The organism is Sphingomonas sp. Leaf37, assembly GCF_920939475.1.
Taxonomy (GTDB): domain Bacteria; phylum Pseudomonadota; class Alphaproteobacteria; order Sphingomonadales; family Sphingomonadaceae; genus Sphingomonas.
The window spans coordinates 399,256-420,520 of record NZ_CAKLAX010000004.1 but is presented as its reverse complement, the minus strand read 5'-3'; the positions used below and the strand labels follow the sequence as shown (position 1 = coordinate 420,520).

The window sequence follows — 21,265 nt, the reverse complement described above, 5'->3', positions numbered from 1 at the left end:
ATCTTCATTGAGTTCGTCCGCGCTCTTGCGCGCGCGCAGGCGAACCGGGACTATGACGAGCGCCGAGCCAAAGGAAACGACCGTGCGGACCGTCATCTACGCCCGCTTCAGCAGCCAGCTACAGAATAGCCGGTCAATAGACGATCAGGTCGCGGTATGCCGTGACCGCGCCACCCGTGAGGGCTGGCCAATTGTCGACGTCTTCACCGATTATGCAATCAGCGGTGCCGCCGGCATCGGCGAGGCCCAGCGCCCCGGCTTGGCGGCGTTGCTCGCGGCTGTCGAGGGCGGCGGCATCGATCAGGTGCTCACTGAATCAACAGATCGCATCGCGCGTCATGAAGGCGACAGCTTCGCAATCCGCGAACGGCTGGCCTATGTCGGCACCCGCCTCTTCACCTTGAGTGACGGCGAGGTGACGCAGCTTACCGGCACCATCAAGGGCCTCATGGATGCGCAGTTCCGCAAGGAACTGGGCGCAAAGATCAAGCGGGGCCAGCGCGGCACCGTATCGGCGGGCCGCAGCCCCGCTGGCCTTGCCTATGGCTATCGCACCGCGAACAAGATCGATGCCAACGGCCGCCCGGTCCGTGGGCTGCGCGAGATCGATGAGGAACAGGCTTCGATCGTCAGCCGCATCTTTCGCGAGTTCGCCGAGGGAAAGAGCGCCCGCACCATCGCCGGCCGGCTCGCGGCCGAGGGCATCCCCGGCCCGCGCGGGTCACACTGGCGGGCGTCGACCATCCAGGGCGACGCCAAACGCGGCAACGGCATCCTGCTCAACCGGCTTTACGTTGGCGAGATCGTGCACAACCGGACCAGCAAGATCGTCGAGCCGATGACGCGCAAGGTTCGCATCCGAACCAACCCGCCGGCCGAGTGGCAGGTCGAGCGGGTGCCGCATCTTCGCATTCTGGACGACGCCACATGGCATGCGGCGCAAGAACGCCGTGCATCGTATCAGGGCATTCGCCCGACAAAGTGCGTCCGCCCGCGCCGCATGCTGTCCGGACTTGGTGTATGCGGCGTATGCGGCAGCAGCTGGATCGTCATCTCCGGCGAGAAATGGGGATGCGCCCGCTACACCAACGACGGCTCTTGCTCGAACAACAGGAAGGTAATGACCAGCACCTTCGAAGCGCGGGTGATCGCCGGGATGAGCGAACAGATGCTCGATCCCGACGTCGTGGCCGTCTACGTGAAGGAATATCACGAGCATTACGCGCAACGCGCCAGCGACAACCGACGGGAGCGCGCCCGGCTGGAAAAGCGGTTGACCGACGCCACGGGGCGGATCGAGCGCCTAGTCGCTGCTATCGCCACTGGGGCGGCTGAGTTTGCCGAGATCAAGGACGCGATGCAGCAGGCGCGGTCGGAGCGGGAGGACGCGGCCGAGCAGCTTCAGGACATCGATGCCGATCCGGTGATTGCGTTGCACCCGACGATTGCGGCGGACTACCGCCGCAATGTCGACGACCTCAACGCCAAGCTCGCCGACCCTTACACCCGCGACGAAGCTATCCCGACGCTGCGCAAGATGATCGATCGGATCGTGCTGACGCCTGCCGAAACCGGCCGAGGTGTGGATATCGCTGTGGAGGGACGCCTCGCGGCGATGCTCGCGTTGTCCGGCGCTATGCCGCCTCCACGTGAACGTACTGTTGTGGTGGAGCGGGTGAAGGGAATCGAACCCTCGTCGTAAGCTTGGGAAGCTTCTGCTCTGCCATTGAGCTACACCCGCGTGGTCGCGGTGTCCGGCGGGTAAACGGAGCGGTGCGGGGATGCAAGGGGGTTGCGCGTCATGCCGGCATCAGCAGGTGCAGCGTATCATCCTTGACCCACACGGCGGCACGCAGGCCGGTCGCGAGCCGGTCGTCGTCCACCAGCGTGCGATCGGCGATCACGACGCGCAGCCGATCGCCGTGGCGGGTCGTCGCACCGATATTGCCGGCGCCTCCCAGAGCGTCGATCACGGCATCGGGTACGCTCGTCATCGTGGTCGCCGTAGTCGCCGGCGCCGCGGGGGGCATCGCGGGCGGCGCGGTGCCATCCGATGTCATCGCCGCCCGCATCTCCATCGCGAGACCGTCGGCGATCCCGCCCACAATCACCTGCACGGATGTTGCCGAAGGGCGCAGCACGCCGCGTGCGCCAAGCTGTCGCAATCGCGGCTCGTCGATCGCCTGGGCATCCACGACGGCAAGGCGCAATCGTGTGGTGCAGGCGTCGATCGCACGCAGATTGGCCGGCCCACCGAGTGCCGCGACGAAGGCGGCGGCTTTCGCATCGGCGGCGACGACCGGTGCCGGGGCGGCGGCGTCGAGCGCCTCGCGGCCCGGCGTCGGCAGATCGAAGCGCACGATCGCCCAGCGAAACAGGCCGTAATAGATCGCCGCATAGGCCGCGCCGACCGGGATCAGCATCAGCGGCCGGGTCGCCTTGCCGTAGTTCAGGACATAGTCGAACAGCCCGGCGGAAAAGCCATAGCCGAGCTTCACGCCCAGCGCGTTCATCAGCGCCTCCGAAACGCCGGTCAGCAGCGCGTGGATCGCGTACAGCACGGGCGCGAGGAACATGAAGCTGAACTCGATAGGTTCGGTCACCCCGGTCAGGAACGACGTCAGCGCGAGGCTGAACAGCATGCCGCCGACCGCCTTGCGACGATCGGGCGCGGCGGCGTGATACATGGCGAGGCAGGCGGCGGGCAGGCCGAACATCATGACGGGGAAGAATCCGCTCATGAAGCCGCCGGCGGTCGGATCGCCGGCGAAGAACCGCGTCAGATCGCCCGTCTTGCCCTGATAATCGCCGACGACGAAATAGGCGACGTTGTTGAGGATGTGATGCAGCCCGGTCACGAGCAGCAACCGGTTGAGCACCCCGAACGCGAACAGCCCGAAGCCACCGGCAGCGACCACGCCTGCGCTGAGCGCGTCCATGCCGGCGTTGATCGGTCCGTAACTGAGCCCGAGCACCAGCGCGATGGCAAGGCCGGCAACCCCGGCGATGATCGGCACGAACCGCCGCCCGCCGAAGAAGGCGAGATAATCGGGCAGCTTCAGCGTCGCGAACCGGTTGTAGAAGGCCCCCCCGACGAGGCCGGAGACGATGCCGACCGGCACCTCCAGCCGATCGATCGCCGCCGCCTTCCATGCCGTCGACACCCCCGCCACCAGCGATTGCGGGACATCGGCGAGGGTGGCGGCGGGTATATCGAGGAAGACTTGCGCACCGTTGATCGCGACGAGATAGCAGACGACGCCCGCCATCGCAGCTGCGCCGTTACCGTCGCGGGCGAAACCGGTCGCGACACCCACCGCGAACAACAGGCCGAGGTTGGCGAACATCGCGTCCCCGGCTGCGCTGAGAAAGGCGATATCGAGCAGATCGGGCTGTCCCAGACGGAGCAGCAGTCCGGCGATCGGCAGCACCGCGATCGGCAGCATCAACGCCCGACCGAGCGGCTGGAGGAAGGTCATGGGCGACCAGCGCTGCATCGTCATCGGCAGATCTCCTGTGCGAACGTTCGGGCCAGCGCGCGGACCTCCGCGGCGGTCGCGGCGGCGAGGACGGCCGCGGCGTGATCCTCGGCATCGCACAGGCGCAGGGTGGCGATCAGCGCCCTGGTGGCGGGGATGCGAGCCGGCGGCACCGACAAGGTGCGGATGCCCAGCCCGATCAGGATCGGCACCGCCAGCGGGTCGGCCGCGAGGCCGCCGCAGACGCTGACGGGCACGCCGACCACCGCCGCGCCGCCACAGCAGGTCTGGATGAGCCGCAGCACGCCGGGGTGCAAACCGTCGATTCCGGCCGCGACCGCAGGATTGCCGCGATCCATCGCAAGGACATATTGCGTCAGGTCGTTGCTGCCGATCGACAGGAAATCGGCGTGGCGGGCGATCAGGTCCGCAGTGACTGCCGCCGCGGGGGTCTCGATCATCGCGCCCAGCGGCACGGACCCGATCCCCATTTCGTCACGCAAACGGTCGAGCATCGTGCGTACCGCGATCATCTCGTCGATGTTGGCGACCATCGGCACCATGATCCGGCAGCGACCGATGTCCGGCACCGACAGGATCGCGCGCAGCTGCGTCTCGAGCACCTCCGGCCGGGCCAGCGCGACGCGGATGCCACGCAGGCCGAGCGCCGGATTTTCCTCCGCTGGTATCGCCAGATAGGGCGCAGGCTTGTCGCCGCCGATATCGAGCAAACGGATGACCATCGGCCGGTCCGGCAGCGCTGCAAGTATGGCACGATAGTCGGCCGCCTGTTCCTCCACGTCCGGAGCGCTCGCCCGCTCCAGAAACAGGAATTCGGTCCGCAGCAGCCCGCACCCTTCCGCGCCCGCCGTCGCCGCGCTTTCGGCATCGGCGATCGATCCCAGATTGGCGTAGACGGCGATCGATCCCCCCCCGGCCATCATCGCCGGCTGATCGCCCGCGGCGCGCGCCCGTGCTTCGGCGGCTTCCCGAAGCGCGATCGCCGCGCGTGCGATATCAAGGCGCTCCGCGGGTGGATCGATCATCAAGGTTCCGCCATCCGCATCGAGGATGAGCGTCGTTCCATCGGCCACGTCGTCGATGGCCGCGCCGAGCGCGACGACCATCGGCACGCCCATGCCTGCGGCGAGGATCGCGACGTGCGATGTCGGCCCACCCCCGGCCACGGCGAAGCCCGCTACCCGTCCAGCCTCGATCGCCGCGAGTTGCGACGGCAGCAGGTCGTCGGCCAGGACGATCGCGCCCTGCGGGATCGACAGCGACGCGGCCTTCGTACCCATGATCGCGTGCACCACGCGGAGCGCCACGTCGCGGATATCGTCGGCGCGCTCGACGATGCGGGCGTTGCCGGAGGCGCGCAGCCGGGCGGCCTGCGTTTCCGCAGCGGTCATGATCGCCGCTGCCGCAGACATGCCATCGGCAATGGCGACATCGGCATGGGCGCGCAGGTCCGGATCGTCGAGGATCGCGCGATGCGCCGTCAGCACGCCGCCGAGCAGGCCGGCGGCGGAGGCTTCGGACAGCGTGGTCGATGCCGCCGCCAATCCGGCCGCTAGCCGATCCCGTTCGATGGCCACCCCCTCGCCGGACGTCGGCACATCGGGCATGGCGACGCGCAGCCAGCACGCCGGTCCGATCGCCAGCCCGGGCGCTGCGGACACACCGGCCAATGCGCCTGCGTCGACGATCGCAGGCATGACCGGCGGGCGGGCGGCGACGGGCACGGCCTGCGGTGCAGCATCCGTATCGATCCGCAGCAATGCGACGATCGCTTCGATCGCCTGTCCGGCGCCGGCGCCGCGCGCCTCCAGTGTCACCGCGGCGCCGTGGGCGAGGCCCAGCGACAGCAAGCCGACGGGACTGGCTGCGGATGCGGAGCGGTCGCCATGGCGGACGGTCACCTCGGCACCGCTGGCGCGTACGGCGGCGACGATCCGCGCGGCGGGGCGAGCGTGCAGGCCATGCGCCAGCGCGACGATCGCGTCACGGACGATCATCTCGCCGGTCACGGCTTTCGCTTCCATGTCGCCGCGGCCGACCAGCCGGGCGACCGGCGCACCGATCGCGATCAATCCTTCGGGTGCCACATCGGTCAGCGCTGCCCCGCCCTCGATCAGGATGACCGGCGTCACCGCCGCCGTCGCAGTCCGTACGATCAGATCGAGATCGAAGCGGATCAGAGCCTCGCCGGCCCGTACACGCGCGCCCACGGCCACCAGCGGCGTGAACCCGCGGCCATTCATCGCTACGGTATCGATCCCGACGTGCAGCAGCAGCGAAACGCCGTCGCCGACGTCCAGCGTCACCGCGTGACCCGCGGCATGCACGGTCAGTACGACCGCATCGCAGGGGGCATGCAGCGTATCGCCGGTCGGATCGATCGCCAGCCCGGGTCCCATCATGCCCCCGGCAAAGACGGGATCGGGCACCGCCGTCAGCGGCAGGACCCATCCCGCGAGCGGCGCCACCAGCTGTACGTCCGTCATTTGCCGCAGTCCCCCGGTCACCGTCACGTCAGTCTATCGACCGCTCGATAGTATACAATACCTATTGCATACCATTTTAGGGCATTCGTCGATCAGCGCGTTATCGTGACCGGTCGGACGATCCCGGAAGGCTCGCCCGGCACCGGCTGCACGATCAGCACCAGCGTGCGCTCCCCGGCCGCGGCAGGCAACGCCGCCTCGATCGGCCCGACCGCGGGCGCGCTCTTCGTTGCCAGCCGGCGCCCGTCGACCCACAGCTCTGCACGACCGGCGATCCCGGCGAACATGATCTTCCCGCCTCGCGCGGCGATCGCCCGCATCGGGGTGACCCGCGCGCGATAGGCCTGCCAGCCTGCACCCGTTTCTGCCGGGGTGGCCGTACCGCTGCGGACGAAGGCCCAGCTGTTGTTGTCGCCATCCGCCGGTGCGAACGTCGCCTCCGGCCGGTTTGGCAGCAACGGCGATCGCCGCCATCCGTCGACGGCCTGCACCGCCACCGCCGTCGCAACCTGCGCTCGGGGCGGTCGGGCCGTACGATCGATGCGCAGCGTAGCGGGCGCCAGCCCCGCCGCGGTCGCTCGCAGCACGATCGTTGCGCGCGGGCCCGCAGCCGCCTGTACGATCGCCTGCGCCAATCCGTTGAACAACGACCGGGCATCACCCTTTTCCGGCTCGTGGCTGTTGGGGTCGCCATTGCCGAGACCGATGATAGCGGCGCCCTGTACGGTGAAACGCACCGGCAAGTTGGCGGTCGGTACGTGCCGCCCGCGCGCATCGACTGCGTCGGCCGTGACCGGCTGGACGTCCTCGCCATCGCCCGCCATCACGCGCCGTGCCGGCGTCAGCCGCAATGCCACCGGCGGACCCGCCGTTTCATGCCCTGCCCGCGCCACTTCGCGTCCGCCGCGATAGGCGATCGCCTCCAGCGTGCCCGGCGCGTACGGCACGGTGAAGCCGTTCCCCATCAACCGGTCGACCGCCGCATCGCCGACGATACGTCCGTTCAGTTTCAGGACGATCCGTTCCGCGTTGCTCGTTATCAGCACCGGCACCGCCTGCCCCTCCCGGCCCGGCCACGTCCAGTGCGGCGCAATGCCGACGACCGGCACGTCGTCGATCCAGCCTGCACGGTGGATGTCATACGCGGTCTTGCGGAACCCGCAAAGGTCAAGGATGCCGAAGAAGCTGGAGATGGTCGGCCACGCGTGCGGCGTCGGTTCGCCATGATAGTCGAACCCGGTCCATACGAACCCGCCTGCAACGAACGGCCGCTTCGCGATCTTTGCCCAGCCATTGCGATGCGTCTCGCCCCAGCCGGCGGCATCCTCGTCCATCGAGGATATGACATGCGTCGCGCTGTCGGTCCTGTACGCGCCGCGCGTCATGAACGCACTGGTATCTTCCGAACTGGTGATCGGCTTGCGGGGGTTGAGCGCGTGGAATTTGTCGTAGTCGCCCGGATAATAATTGAAGCCGACGACATCGACCACGCTCGATACGTTTTCCGGATTGAAGAACGACCCGTTCATCGCTGCGGTCACCGGCCGACCGTCGTCCAGCCGCTTCACCACCGCCGCCATCCGCCGCACCATCTGCACGCCTGCCGACGTTCCCTGCATCGGCTCTTCGTTGAAGACCGACCACAGGATCACGCTCGGGTGATTGCGGTCGCGCCGTACCAGCCATTCCAGTTGCGCCATATAATCGGGCGCGGGATTGAAGTTCCGGTTCTCGTCCATGACGAGGAACCCCATCCGGTCGCACAGGTCGAGGAATGCGGTGGCCGGTGCGTTGTGCGAACAGCGGATCGCGTTGCAGCCCAGCTCCTTCAGCCGTTCCAGCCGCCATTGCAGCAACGCATCCGGCACCGCCGCGCCCACCCCGGCATGGTCCAGATGGACGCACACGCCCTTCAGCTTCACCGGAAAACCGTTGACGAGCAGACCTTTGTCGGCGTCGAAGTGGATCGTACGGAACCCGACCTCCACCCGCCGCGCATCGACGCTTGCCCCATCCCGCTCCAGCGAAACCGCCACCGTATAGAGTGTCGGTATCTCGACCGACCAGCGCTTCGGCGCAGCGACCTCGATGGTCGCCCGCAACGTCGCCGTGTCCAGCGGTGGCACCACCACCGGCTCGCTGCGCACCGTCGCCATCGTCCGCCCGTCCGGATCGATCAGGCTGGCCACCGCGACCACACTGACCGCCGCAGCCTCGATCGAACGCGCGGTCACCGTCACCGGGACGAACCAGCCGACATCGCTCACACGCGGATCGCAATGTACGCCATCGGTGACGATCGAGACCGGCGACCGTTTGGCGAGCCAGGCATGGCGGTACAGGCCCGCGCCTTCGTACCACCAGCCCTCCATCGCATCGGCATCGACGCGGATCGCGACGACGTTGGTCCGGTCGCCGAAGCGGGCAAAGGGAGTTATGTCGATGTAGACGCTGTTGTAGCCGGACCAATTGTGCGCAACGATACTGCCATTGACCCAGATGGTAGCGTTGGTCGCGATCCCGTCGAACTGCAGCTCGAGATATTTGCCGCGGGCCGCATCCTCGAGGCGAAAGGTGCGCCGATACCAGCCGATCCCGCGCGGTCGATAGCCTTGCGACGGATTGGCGCTTTCGACGAACGGCTGGAAACTCGCCCAGTCGTGCGGCAGCGTGACGCCCGGCCAGTCGCTGTCGTCATGGTCCATCGCCGCAGCACCACGCGCGTTGCCTGCCTTGGCCCGCAGATACGTTTCCTCGTGCGTCGTCGACGGCGGCACGATCACGTCGCCCTCGTGGAACAGCCAGCCGGTGTCGAAGCCGATCCGCGATGGATCGGTCACCGGCAGCGGATCGGGCAGCGCCTGCCCCGGTGCAGGCATCGGCAGCGCGCCGTAGGTGGAACCACTCGCCGCAAGCACGGGGCCCGGCAACCCCAACGCCAGACCGGCACCGGCGGAACCCAGAAGCTGCCGCCGGTCGATCGTCATGCCTGTATTCCCCCGATACATGTCGCGACCGGGATCATCGCCGCGGTCAATCGCACCCAGTCCGCCCGCAGGCCGGCGGCGAGCGTGCCCCGCTCCGCCGCCAGCCCCAGATATTCGGCCGGATTGCCTGCCGCCATACGCGCCGCGACCGCAGGTTCGACGCCGAGCATCCCCATCGCGTTCGCCACCGCCGCCGCCATGTCGAGGTCCGATCCGGCCAGCGTGCCATCCTCGTAGGAACAGATGCCGTCGCGGACGCGGATCTGGCGGCCCTGCAGCACGAAGTCCTTGGTCTCCGCGCCCACAGACGACATCGCATCGGTGACCAGCATCATCCGGTCGACCCCGCGCGCGCGCAGGGCGATGCGCAGCACCGCGGGCGCGACATGCACACCGTCGACGATCAGCCCGCACCATGGCCGCGGATCGTCGAGCGCGGCCCCGACCAGCCCCGGCGTCCGCTGCACCATCGGCGGCATCGCATTGAACAGATGGGTGATCCCCGACAGGCCGGCATCGAACGCCGCCAATGCGGCGTCGTACGTCGCCTCGCTATGCCCGGCGCTCACCCGCACACCCGTCCGCGCCAGCCGTGCGATATCGTCGAGATGTGCCAGCTCGGGCGCCAGCGTCACCATCACCACGCCGCGTCGCGGCCGGGCGAGCAACGCGACCATCGACTCGTCGAGCAGGCGGAAGCGGCCGGCATCGTGGATGCCCTTGCGCGCGACGTTCAGGAACGGCCCCTCGATATGCACGCCGACGACGCCCGGCACGCCCGCCGCGATCGCATCATCCACGGCGTCGAGCGCCAGCGCGATCCGGTCCGGCGAGTCGCTGATCAGCGTCGGCAACAGCGCCGTCGTGCCGTAGCGCGCATGCGCCGCGGTGATCGCCGCGATGCCGTCCACGCTGGTCTCGTCGTTGAACAGCACCCCGCCGCCGCCGTTGACCTGCGTATCGACGAAGCCGGGCATTACCCAGCCGCCCTCCAGATCGATCGCGTCGCCCGCATCCTCGTCCAGCGGCCGGATGCTCGCGATGCGCGAACCGGTGACGACGATCTCCGCGCCGCGCCACACCTCTCCGGCCACGACGACGTGACCGTTGGCGAACCGATGCGCCTCGCTCATAGCGTCCGCGTCACCTTCGCGAGGTGCGGCGGCGTGTCGGGGTCGAGCCCGCGCCGTCGCGACAAGGCTTCCGCAAGGCCATAGAAGCTCGCCAGCATCAGGATCGGCTGCACCGCCGGGTGCGCCGTCAATGCCGGCAGCACCGCGCGATCGTCACCGGCATGCGCCGCGAGCACCGCGGCACCGCGCCCGGCAAAGGTATCGACCACCGCCATCACGTCGTCACCCGCCGCATCGCTGGTCGCGAGCGCCAGCACCGGAAAGCCTTCCCCGACGATGGCCATCGGTCCGTGCCGCACCTCGGCAGCGCTGAACGGCTCCGCCTGCACCTGGCACGTCTCCTTCAGCTTCAGCGCACATTCCTGCGCGACGCCGAAGCCATAGCCACGACCGATCACGAACATCTGCGTCGCATCGGCAAGCGGTTCGACGCCGGCGCTCCAGTCGAGCATGACCGCTTCGTCCAGCTGCGCCGGCAATGTCTCGACCGCCGCCTGCAACGCCGCATCGCCCGACCATGCGGCCACGATCGCCGCCAGTCCGGCCATCGCCGCAATGCACGACTTGGTCGCCGCGACCGATCGCTCCGGCCCGGCGCTCAGCGCCAGCAGCGTGTCCGCCATATCGGCCAGCGGCGACGTCTCGTCGTTGACCAGCGCCACAACCTCCGCTCCGGCTCTGGCATGCGCCTCGACCGTGGCGAGCAGGTCGGGGCTGCGGCCCGATTGCGAGATGGCGATGCACAGCGCCCGGCGGGTCGACACCGGGGCGTCGAACAGCGACACCACCGACGGCGCCGCGGAGGCCACCGGCACGCCGACCATCGTCTCGATCAGATATTTGCCATACATCGCCGCATGATCCGACGATCCGCGGGCGCAGGTGACGACCACGTCGGGCGCGCCGGCCCGTAACCGCGCGCCGAGCGCGTGCAGCGCTGCGCCGTTCCGCTCCAGCAATCGCGCGACGGTGGCGCCCGCTTCCAGTGTCTCGGCACGCATCAGCGTGTCCGTCGTGGTCTCGATGGTCACTGGCCCCCCTTGGCGGTATTCAGGTATCGGCGAGCTCGGCCACGAAATCGTAGCTGTCGCCGCGGTAATAGGATCGGGTGAATTCGACCGCGCGCCCGTCGCGCAGGAAGCCGCGCCGCTCGATCAGCAAGCCCGGGGAACCCGGATCGACGCCGAGCATCCGCGCGTGATCGCCGCCGAACGGCACCGCGCGCAGACGCTGCAACGCACGTACCGGGCGATGCCCCGCATCGGTCAGCGCGGCGTAGAGCGAGGTATCGACCGCCTCCAGCGACGGCAGGCAGAAACCGGCGATCGTCGACAGCTCGAGCGCCATCGGCACCTCGTCGGCGAAGCGCAGCCGCTGGAACCGGTATACCGGTGCGCTCGGCGATAACGCCAGCGCCATCGATTCCTCGGGGCTGACCGTGCCCATGTTGCGCGAGATCCATGCGCTGCTCGGCACTCGGCCGCGTGCGATCATGTCCTCGGTGAACGACGACAGCTTGCTGAAATTCTTCTCGACGCGGCCGGCAACGAAGGTGCCCGCGCCGCGACGCCGGGTCAGCAGACCCTCTTCGACCAGCCCCTCGATCGCCTTGCGCACGGTGATGCGCGACACGCTATAATCCACCGCGAGATCACGCTCGGCGGGAATCGCATCGCCGCGCGTGATCACCTCGCCACCGATCGCGTCGCGGATGAGCTGTTGCAGCTGCAAATAGAGCGGCGAGGGATTGTCGGTACGGAATCGCCCTACCCTGCTCACGAAACTCATCGTCGACTCCCTCGCCTGCCAGACGCATCGTTACCGGCAAGGTAACCGGTGCCACGCGCAGCAGAACAGCGCCAGTGGGGCCATGGGACACCACGCCCTACAATTGTCCTAGATTGGACTTGTCGTCAATCGCTCGCCGCAGCGCAGCGACAATCGCTTCGCTGGTCTGACGTGGCGCAGGACCAAAGCCGAGGGGATCGTCGCCGATATCATCGGGCGTCGTGCCGGCCGATCCGTGCACCGCCGTCACCCCGGTCGCCGCGATCAGATCGACGACGTTTCCCGGGGTGATTCCCGCTCCGGCCATGACGGTCAGGCGCCCATGCGCGCGCGCGACCATCTGCGCAATCGTCGCCGCCCCGGACGGCGCATCGCGTGCCCCGCCGGATGTCAGGATATGGTCGAAACCGAGATCCACCGCCTGCTCCACTGCCATCACGCGATCGTCGAGCACATCGATCGCCCGGTGCAGGGTCAGCGCGGGTCGCCTCTCACCGAGTGTGGCGATCCAGTCGCGCAGTGCATCGATGGCCAAGCTGCCATGGTCGGTGACGCCGAATACAAGCCCCTGCACGCCGGCGGCGACCAGCGCCCGCGCTTCCGCCGCCGCCATCGCCAGATCATCGGCATCATAGTCGAAACCGCCCGGCCGGGGCCGCACCATTGCGCGCACCGGCACCCCCGCCGGCCTCGCCAGGTCGAGCACCGCTGCGACCAGACCGGCCGAAGGGGTCAGCCCCCCCAGCGCCAACGCCGAGCATAGTTCGAGTCGATCGCAACCTCCGGCGATGGCCGCCGCCGCACCTGCCGGTGATTCGACACAAATCTCGAGGGTAATCAGTCCGGGCATGATGGTTGCCTCAAAAAGGTTGGGCGCGGGGCAGACGAGTGATCCACACACCATCCGATCGCGAGAGGAGACTTACAAGACAGAAGCTTACCTCTCGCCCCCTTTGGTACTCATCAAAATACAATTATGACAATTTTTTATAGGCCATTGGGCTTGCATTGGTTATACGTATGCACATTGGAGGATAAGCAGGAGCCGGATTACGGCCCGCGCCCTCCATCTGCCGCCGGCCTCGCGGCAGCTTCGGGTTGGGGGGAACATGCGACCGGGCATGTTCCGGAAAAGGAATGTCCTATGCGCCTGCGTCACGCGATCCTCGTCACCACCGCTCTGGCCGGTTTCGCCGGCGCCGCCCATGCGCAGGATGCCCCGACCACCACCGCGCCCAGTGGCAGCGACGCCGCCCAGGCCGATGCGGCGGGTGCGGACGGTGACATCGTCGTCACCGGTTATCGCGGATCCCTGCGCAACGCGATCAACGTCAAGCGTAACGCCAACGCAGTCGTCGATGTCATCACCGCGGAAGACGTCGGCAAGTTCCCCGATCGCAACGTCGCCGAATCGCTGTCGCACATCCCCGGCGTCAGCATCGACCGTCGCTTCGGCGAGGGCGAAAAGGTCGCCATTCTCGGCACCGACCCGGCGCTCAACCGCATGCTGCTCGACGGCCACGCGCTCGCCTCGGCCGACTGGGGCGGCAACGACAACGATCCGTCGAGCCGCACCTTCAACTATTCGCTGCTCGCGCCCGAGCTCGTCGACCGGCTGGAAGTCTACAAGTCGCCCGAACCGCGCATCGAGGAGGGCAGCATCGGCGGCACCGTCATCGTCCGCACGCGTCGGCCGCTCGACCTGCCGGCCAATTCGATATTCGCTTCCGGCGGATATTCGTACAACGACCGATCGGACAAGGGGAACATCCGCGGCTCCGGACTTTACAGCTGGAAGAACGCGGCCGAGACGTTCGGCATCCTCGCTGCCGTCACCTACGACAAGCAGAACCTGACCCGCGCCGGTGTCGAGTTCTTCGGCTACGACAATGCCGCACCGAATGCGAACGGCACCTATAACAGCCCCTTCGTCAACCGCGCCGCCAACGGCACGCTCAGCCTGAAGAGCCCGGGAGCGACGATCAACGGCGGCACGATCGCCGACCTGTACAGGGCGGCATCGCCGTTCGGCATCAACTACGCCTATTTCCAGCAGCAGCGCGAGCGCAAGAGCCTGTCGGGTACGGTGCAGTTCCGCCCGTCCAGCGACCTGACCTTCACGCTCAACGGTCTGCACATCGACGGCAATTACAACAACTACAGCCAGTCGATGTACACCATTCCCGGCGCATGGACCGGTGACAAATTGCAATCCGCGACGATCAGCAACGGCGTCGTCACCGCCGCCAGCTTCGGCGCGGCGACCAGCCAGAGCGCGCAGCTCGACACGCTCGTGCGCCGTACCAAGCTGAAAACCGATAACATCAATCTGTTCGCCGACTGGGAAGGCGATAACGGCGCGAAGATCGGCTTCGCCGGCGGCTGGTCGAAAGCGACCGGCGGCCGCAACCCGGAATACCTTTTCAACGTGCAAACCAAGCTGCCGTTCAGCTACGCTTTCACCAACAACAGCGCCGACGTGAACTTCACCGGCGATCTGACCAATCCGGCGAACTATTTCACCAACCCCAACAACAATCCGGCGCAGATCGAAGGGCGCCCGGTCATCGTTGCCGGGACGCAGCTGAATGCGGCGCAGATCGGCGGGCTCGATTACAGCGTCACCACCGACCGCGACATCTTCGGCAGTTACGATGCGACGATCCCGGTGAACTTCGGTCCCTTCAAGGAAATCCTGCTCGGCAGCCGCGTCACCGACCACGTCAACCGCATCGATGCGCGCGGCGTGAACACCTATCTGCAACGCTCGCTGACCGGTGCGCAACTCGGCGTCACCACGCTGGTCACCCCCGACGGCACGTTCAGCGGCAGCGGCGGCAACGGCAATGCGACCAAATACCTCAACCTGCCCGAACAGTCGGTCATCGACATTCTCGCGAACGCCATCAACAGCCCGTTGGTCAGCAAGGTCGGCGCGTCGACGAAGGTCAAGGAAACCGTCGCTGCCAGCTACGCCCAGGCGAATTTCGATCAGGGCGGCCTACGCGGCAACATCGGCGGACGTCTGGTCTATACCCGCGACGTATCCAATTATGCGCTGTCGCTGACGACGATCGCCAACCCGAACCCGGTCCCCACGCCGACCCGCACGGTGACCGATTACCTGAAGTTCCTGCCGAGCGTGAACATCGCGTACGAGATCAGCCCACAGTTCGTCGTCCGCGGCGCCGTCGCCAAGGTGATCTCGCGGCCCCGCTATCAGGATCTTGCCGCATCGGTGTCGCAGAACGACGTGACCAACGATGCGGGCGGCGGCAACCCGAACCTGAAGCCGTACGAATCAACCAATTACGAAGTGACCGCGGAATGGTATCCGCGCGCCGGTTCGCTGGTCGCCGTCGAGCTGTTCCGCCGCGAGATCAGCAACTACATCATCAACACGATCGCGCCGGCGCAGCTGTTCAATTCGCTGCGAGCGCGCCTCGAAACCTACAACGTCTCGCAGCCGATCAACGGCGGCAAGGCGAAGGTCAACGGTGCGCTGATCTCTGCCCAGAGTGAAATCTGGGGCGGTTTCGGACTTCAGGCGAACTATACGTATCAGGACAGCACGACGTCCTCGGTCGATGCGACCGGCGCGACGCTCAACCTGCCCTATCTGTCGAAGCACAATGTCAATGTGATCCCGTACTTCGAGAGCGGGCCGTTCCAGGCGCGACTGAGCTACAATTACCGTACCGCCTATTTCCGTACGATCGGCCGTCTCAACTCGCGCGAGATGGTGGCACCGTACAGCCAGCTGGACGCATCCGCCTCGCTCAACCTGACGAAGGGCATCATCCTCAGCGTCAACGCGCAGAACCTGCTGGACGAGACGTATCTGCAGTACAACGCAACGAGGGATCGTCCGACCGCCTTCTACAAGAACGGCCGCACCTTCTCTGCGGCGCTATCGTTCCGGATGTAGGTTCGACGTTCACACACTTTGGTTCCCCGCAGAGCGCGCGCTCCCCTTGCGCGCTCCGGCCTTCGTCCCCGGCCGCTGCTCTGGCAGCGCCGGGGTCTTTTTTTTGTGCAGCCATAGACGGCGGTGGATCGCTGATCCAAGATACCTTCAATACCAAAACAGAACCAAGGGGCTGGCATGACGCGCACCGTCACACTCGGGACCATCATGGGGGGCGTGGCGCTCGCCCTGCTCCCGTCCGCCCCCGCGATCGCCCGGACCGAACCCAACCCCGCACAGGCGGCTCTTCCGCTCCTGCCCCTGCCGCAATCGATCGAGCGTACCACTGGTAGCTTCACCGTCCCGCAAGGCGCTGCCATCGTCGCGGCGGACGCGGGCGGAGCCGAGGCCGCCGCACTGCTCATCGCGCACGTCAAGGTGCAACGCGGCCTCACGCTCGTTCCCGGCAACACCGGCGCGATCCGCTTCGTTCGCGATGCCGCCATTACCGGCGACGAGGCCTACCGGCTCACGGTTACGCCGCAGGGGATCATCATCGCAGCGTCCGGGAACCGCGGCTTCGTCCATGGTGCGATGACACTGGCGCAATTGCTCAGCCCTGATGCGGCGTTCGGCAAGCCGGTCCTGGTGCCGGGGCTCTCCATCACCGACGCGCCGCGCTTCGCCTGGCGCGGGCTGATGATCGATCCCGCGCGGCATTTCCTCCCCATGCCGGCCCTCCGCGCGATCGTCGACCAGATGGCGTCGGTGAAGCTGAACACACTCCATCTGCACCTGACCGACGATCAGGGCTGGCGGGTCGAGATCAGGAAATACCCGAAGCTCACAGAAATCGGCGGCTGGCGCCTGCCGCCATGGACCGGCGGCGCGCAACCAACGCAGAAGGTCGGCGGCTTCTACACCCAGGCCGAATTGAAGCAGCTCGTTTCCTACGCCGGCGCACGCGGCATCACCATCGTTCCCGAGGTCGACCTGCCCGGCCATGCGCAGGCGCTGGTCGCCGCCTATCCCGAACTCGGCATCCTCGGTGATCGGCCGGCGGTGAGCAACAACTGGGGCATCATGCCCTATCTGTTCAATCCGGGGCCGAAGGGCATCGCCTTCGTCAAGGACGTGCTCGACGAGCTGATGGCGATCTTCCCCGGCACCTACATCCATCTCGGGGGCGATGAGGCGGTGAAGGACCAGTGGCAGCGCAGCCCGCAGGTGCAGGCGCAGATGAACGCGCTGGGCATCAAGGACGAGAACGGCCTGCAAAGCTGGATGATCGACCAGTTCGGCACCTATCTTCAGTCGAAGGGGCGTCGCCTGATCGGTTGGGACGAAATCCTGGAGGGTGGCCTGCCCGCCTCCGCCTCGGTCATGTCGTGGCGCGGCGAACAGGGTGCGGTCGACGCCGCCAAGCAAGGCCACGATGTCGTCCTGTCGCCCGGCAATCCCTTGTATCTGAACGGCCTGCAAAGCCGCCGCGGCGACGAACCGCCCGGTCGGCTCGACGTGGTGACGCTGGAGCAGGTCTACGCCTACGACCCACTGCCCGCGGCGATCCCGGCGGACAAGGCGCATCATGTGCTCGGCGCGCAGGCGAACCTGTGGAGCGAGTACATCGTCACGCCCTATCAGCTGCAGCACCTGATCTTCCCGCGCGCCGGTGCGGTGGCGGAGATCACGTGGTCGGCGAAGGCCGGCGTGGCGAAGGGAACGCGCGACTTCGCCGGTTTCCTGCCGCGCATCCAGCGTCAGGCGGATCGCTGGACGCGGGGCGGCATGCATGTCGCCGACAGCGCCTTTGCGGTCGATTTCGCGATCGACGGCACGCGCGGCGATGCGCTGCGGCGGAACAGCGTACCGCTCAAGCTGACGACGCAGGCATCCTATGGTACGATCCGCTACACCACCGACGGCAGCGCGCCGACGGTTCGGTCGACGCCCTATACGCGGCCACTCGCGCTGAAGCCGGGGACGATGGTGAAGGCGGTCGCGTTCGATGCGACGGATCTGGCGACCGCCGCTCCCCGCAGCTTCGACACCGGTCGCGCCGCCCTGCTGGCGCGCACGAGTTCGGACATGACCGCCTGCCCGGGCGGGGCGCTAGGGCTGCGCGTGCCGATGACATCTAACGCGGAGGCGAACGCACCGGTCTTCAACATCAATCTGTTCGATACCTGCACCCTCTATCCGGATGCGCCGCTTGACCTGGCGCGCGGCTATAGCGTCGACGTCGTTCGCCTCGCCCGCCATTATGGCCTCGCTCACGAAGCCCGCATGGTCCGCGAGCATTACAACGTGTCAGACCACGGCGAACTTCTCATTCAGGTCGGCTGCATCGCTGCTGCCAAGGCGCTGGCGGCCGGAGACAAGACCGCGCATCCGGTCGCGGTCGGCGCATTCCCGCTGCCCGACCCCCGCACCGCCCCGCAGCGGTTCAGCTTCAGCGGCACGCTGCCGAAAATGGCCGGCGATCAAGACGTGTGCTTCCAGTTCACCTCGCCGGCAGCCGATCCGTTCTACACCGTCGCACAGGTGCAATTGACGGAAGCCGTGCGATGACCGGCCGCCTGCGTACGAGCGCCGTGCTGCTGCTGCTCACCGCCTCCCCCCTCGCCGCGCGCGACACGATCCCGCTCGACGGGGGCTGGCAGGTCCGCATCGACCCCGCCGATACCGCCGCGACAAAGGCTCACCCGCGTGAGGCGAAGTGGTTTACGGCGCAGGTGCCCGGCAGCGTCCAGCAGGACCTGATCAGGGCGAAGCGCGTGCCCGATCCGTTCATCGGCACCAACGAAGGCGCGATCCAATGGGCGGGCCTGTCGGCATGGCAGTTCCGCAAGACGCTGACCGTCACGCGGGCGATGCTGGCCCACCGGCATCTGGACCTCGTATTCGACGGCCTCGACACCTTCGCAACGGTCACCGTCAACGGCCGGCCGCTGCTGAAGGCGGATAACGCCCATCGTCGCTGGCGCGCCGATGCGAAGGCGCTGCTGCGCGAGGGACGCAACGAGGTGCTGGTCGGCATCGCCTCGCCGATCAGGACGCTCCAGCCGATGGTGCTGAAGGAGAAGAACCCGCTCCCCGGCGAATACGACAGCGCGTACGGCGACGAGCCGAAGGGGGTGCAGACCAGCCCGTATATCCGCAAACCCAAATACCAATATGGTTGGGACTGGGGTCCCCGCATCGTCACCAGCGGTATCTGGCGCCCCGCGCGGCTGGAAGCATGGGACGCCGCCCGCCTGGATCACGTGCGCATCGCGCAGGACGCGCTGAACGACGCGGAGGCTCGCCTGACCGCTCACGCCACGATCGTCGCTGACGTGACGAAGACCGTCACGCTGACCGCCACGGTCACCGCCCCCGACGGCGCCCGCCAGTCGATCGAGCGCAGCGTCACGCTCGCCCCCGGCAGCAACCTGGTCACCATCCCGCTGACCATCGCCCGCTCGCAACGCTGGCAACCGGTCGGCTATGGCGCACAGCCGCTCTACACCGTTGCCACCACGCTGGACGGCGACACGCAGACGCGCACGATCGGCCTGCGTACCGTCAGCCTCGACCGCGAGGATGGCGCGTTCGGCCTGATCGTCAACGGCATTCCGATCTTCGCCAAGGGCGCGAACGTCATCCCGTTCGACAGCTTCCCCGCCCGCGTCGATCCCGCCGAGCCGGCGAGCCTGCTGAAGGCCGCGCGCGACGCCAACATGAACATGGTCCGCATCTGGGGCGGCGGCTATTACCTCGACGACGCCTTCTACGCCGCCGCCGACCGCATGGGGGTGATGGTGTGGCAGGACTTCATGTTCGGCGGATCGGTGACGCCCCCCGACGCCGCCTTCCGCGCCAGCGTGGCGGCGGAAGCGGACGAACAGGTCGCGCGGCTGGGCGATCATCCCTCGATCGTGATCTGGGCCGGCAACAACGAAGTGCTGTCCGGCTGGGAGAACTGGTCCGATCGCAAGGCGTTCAAGACCGCGGTCGGCCCCAACGAGCAGGAGCGCATCGGTACGGGCATGGCGGTGTTGTTCGATCGCGTCCTGCGCGGCGCGGTCACCGCCAACAGTCCGGGCACGCCCTACATGCCCGGATCGCCGTCGACCGATTACGAGGCACCGACCGACACCGATGCCAACGGCGACCGCCATTTCTGGGACGTCTGGTCGGGCAGCAAGCCGGTCGAGAACTACCTCGACAGCTGCCCGCGCTTCATGAGCGAATACGGCTTCCAGTCGATGCCGACGATGGCCACCATCCGTGGTTTCGCCGGAAAGGGCGCGCTCGATCCCGACAGCCCGGTGATGAAGGCGCACCAGAAATTTCTGGCTGGCGAAGGCAATGCCCGCCTGCGCCTGTACCTCGACCAGCGGCTTCGCCCGGCGAAGGGTTTCGCCGACTTCGTCTATCTGACACAGGTCAATCAGGCGCAGGCGATCGGCCTCGCCGCGCGTCACCACCGCGCCTGCCGCCCGGTGACGATGGGCTCGCTGTTCTGGCAGTTGAACGACGTCTGGCCATCGATCAGCTGGTCGAGCATCGACCATCTCGGTCAATGGAAGCTGCTGCAATATGAAGCGAAGCGTGCCTTCGCCCCACAGGCGATCGTCGCCGAGCATCGCGGCGACGCGACCCGCGTCGTGCTGGTGTCGGACGCCACCACGCCGATCGCAGCCAAATGGCGCATCACCGTCCGCGACATGACCGGCGCGACGCTCGGCACGAGAGAGGCGGACGTCACACTCGCTCCGCTCAGCGCGGCCATGGTCGCGACGATCCCCGACGCCGACCTGTTCGGGTCGGCCGATCCGGCGAAGAGCTATGCCGTCGCCGAACTGCTGATCGACGACCGCTCGATCAGCCGGGCCATGATCGAGCGTTTGCTGCCCAAGGACATGGCGTATCCCGATCCTGCCCTCACCCTCCGCCGCAGCGGCGACAAGGCCACGATCACCGCAAAGAACCTCGCCCGCGCGGTGATGATCGACATGGGCGACCAGCCGGGACAGGCGAGCGACAGCGGCTTCGACCTGCTGCCGGGCGAGAGCGTCACGGTGACGCTGTCGGGCAAGCAGATGCCGATCTTGCGGACGCTGGCGCGATGATCCTCCAGCGCCAGCCTGCCCTGCATCGTGCTCCAGCCTTTGCCGAAACACGATCGCCATTCGCTCGCTCCATCAGAACCGCGGGAATTGATTCACGCGAAGACGCGAAGACGCGAAGCAGAAGGGTGATTCACGCGGAGGCGCGGAGGCGCGGAGGTGGTGTGCTCGGGGCAGCAGTCATCCCGTCCCACAGTTGCGATCAGGCCTGCGGCAGCTTTGGTCTCCTCCGCGCTGGCAGACCGACCGGTGCGGTCCGGCAAGCCCTCTGTTCTTCTCTCCGCGCCTCCGCGCCTTCGCGCGAACACATCTTCCCTCTTCGCGCCTTCGCGTCTTCGCGTGACACCGCC

The 21,265-nt window shown here is 67.3% G+C and carries 11 protein-coding genes and 1 tRNA gene; 4 read left to right on the top strand and 8 right to left on the bottom strand.

Annotated features, from left to right (window positions below):
- Positions 1 to 82: 82 nt before the first annotated feature.
- Positions 83 to 1,702, top strand: coding sequence for a recombinase family protein (locus LRA87_RS15760; protein ID WP_230781539.1), 1,620 nt, complete (start codon positions 83 to 85; stop codon positions 1,700 to 1,702).
- Here the strand turns inward: LRA87_RS15760 and LRA87_RS15755 are convergent.
- From LRA87_RS15755 to LRA87_RS15720, 8 genes are all read right to left on the bottom strand, one after another.
- Positions 1,668 to 1,741, bottom strand: a tRNA-Gly gene (locus LRA87_RS15755). The two genes, LRA87_RS15760 and LRA87_RS15755, sit on opposite strands and share 35 nt — an antisense overlap.
- Before the next feature lie 58 nt (positions 1,742 to 1,799).
- The gene (gene nagE / locus LRA87_RS15750; protein WP_443024901.1) at positions 1,800 to 3,497 is read right to left on the bottom strand and encodes an N-acetylglucosamine-specific PTS transporter subunit IIBC; all 1,698 of its coding nucleotides are present in this window, start codon (positions 3,495 to 3,497) and stop codon (positions 1,800 to 1,802) included.
- Positions 3,498 to 3,499: 2 nt separating this feature from the next.
- Positions 3,500 to 5,986 carry a phosphoenolpyruvate--protein phosphotransferase gene (gene ptsP, locus LRA87_RS15745; RefSeq protein ID WP_230781537.1) on the bottom strand — a complete coding sequence of 829 codons (2,487 nt, stop codon included), beginning with the start codon at positions 5,984 to 5,986 and terminating at the stop codon, positions 3,500 to 3,502.
- A 92-nt stretch (positions 5,987 to 6,078) separates the two neighbouring features.
- Complete coding sequence (gene galA / locus LRA87_RS15740) at positions 6,079 to 8,973, bottom strand: beta-galactosidase GalA (protein WP_230781536.1); 2,895 nt, start codon at positions 8,971 to 8,973, stop codon at positions 6,079 to 6,081.
- A complete protein-coding gene (gene nagA / locus LRA87_RS15735) occupies positions 8,970 to 10,106 on the bottom strand; it encodes an N-acetylglucosamine-6-phosphate deacetylase (RefSeq protein WP_230781535.1) in 1,137 nt (378 codons plus the stop codon). Before nagA ends, galA begins: the two co-directional genes overlap by 4 nt.
- Positions 10,103 to 11,107: an SIS domain-containing protein gene (locus LRA87_RS15730; RefSeq protein ID WP_230781642.1), complete on the bottom strand. Its 1,005-nt coding sequence runs from the start codon at positions 11,105 to 11,107 to the stop codon at positions 10,103 to 10,105. Before LRA87_RS15730 ends, nagA begins: the two co-directional genes overlap by 4 nt.
- A 49-nt stretch (positions 11,108 to 11,156) precedes the next feature.
- Positions 11,157 to 11,894, bottom strand: coding sequence for a GntR family transcriptional regulator (locus LRA87_RS15725; RefSeq protein ID WP_230781534.1), 738 nt, complete (start codon positions 11,892 to 11,894; stop codon positions 11,157 to 11,159).
- Between the two features lie 97 nt (positions 11,895 to 11,991).
- Positions 11,992 to 12,744 (bottom strand): copper homeostasis protein CutC, encoded by a 753-nt coding sequence (locus tag LRA87_RS15720; RefSeq protein ID WP_230781533.1) that lies wholly within the window; start codon positions 12,742 to 12,744, stop codon positions 11,992 to 11,994.
- A gap of 294 nt (positions 12,745 to 13,038) precedes the next feature.
- On the opposite strand from LRA87_RS15720, the gene LRA87_RS15715 reads away from it, so the two are divergent.
- The 3 genes from LRA87_RS15715 to LRA87_RS15705 all read left to right on the top strand — a co-directional run bounded on the left by LRA87_RS15715 (position 13,039) and on the right by LRA87_RS15705 (position 20,918).
- Positions 13,039 to 15,822 carry a TonB-dependent receptor gene (locus LRA87_RS15715; protein ID WP_230781532.1) on the top strand — a complete coding sequence of 928 codons (2,784 nt, stop codon included), beginning with the start codon at positions 13,039 to 13,041 and terminating at the stop codon, positions 15,820 to 15,822.
- Positions 15,823 to 15,999: 177 nt separating this feature from the next.
- A complete protein-coding gene (locus LRA87_RS15710) occupies positions 16,000 to 18,372 on the top strand; it encodes a beta-N-acetylhexosaminidase (protein WP_230781531.1) in 2,373 nt (790 codons plus the stop codon).
- A complete protein-coding gene (locus LRA87_RS15705; protein WP_230781530.1) occupies positions 18,369 to 20,918 on the top strand; it encodes a beta-mannosidase in 2,550 nt (849 codons plus the stop codon). The genes LRA87_RS15710 and LRA87_RS15705 overlap by 4 nt, the downstream gene beginning before the upstream one ends.
- Positions 20,919 to 21,265 lie beyond the last annotated feature (347 nt).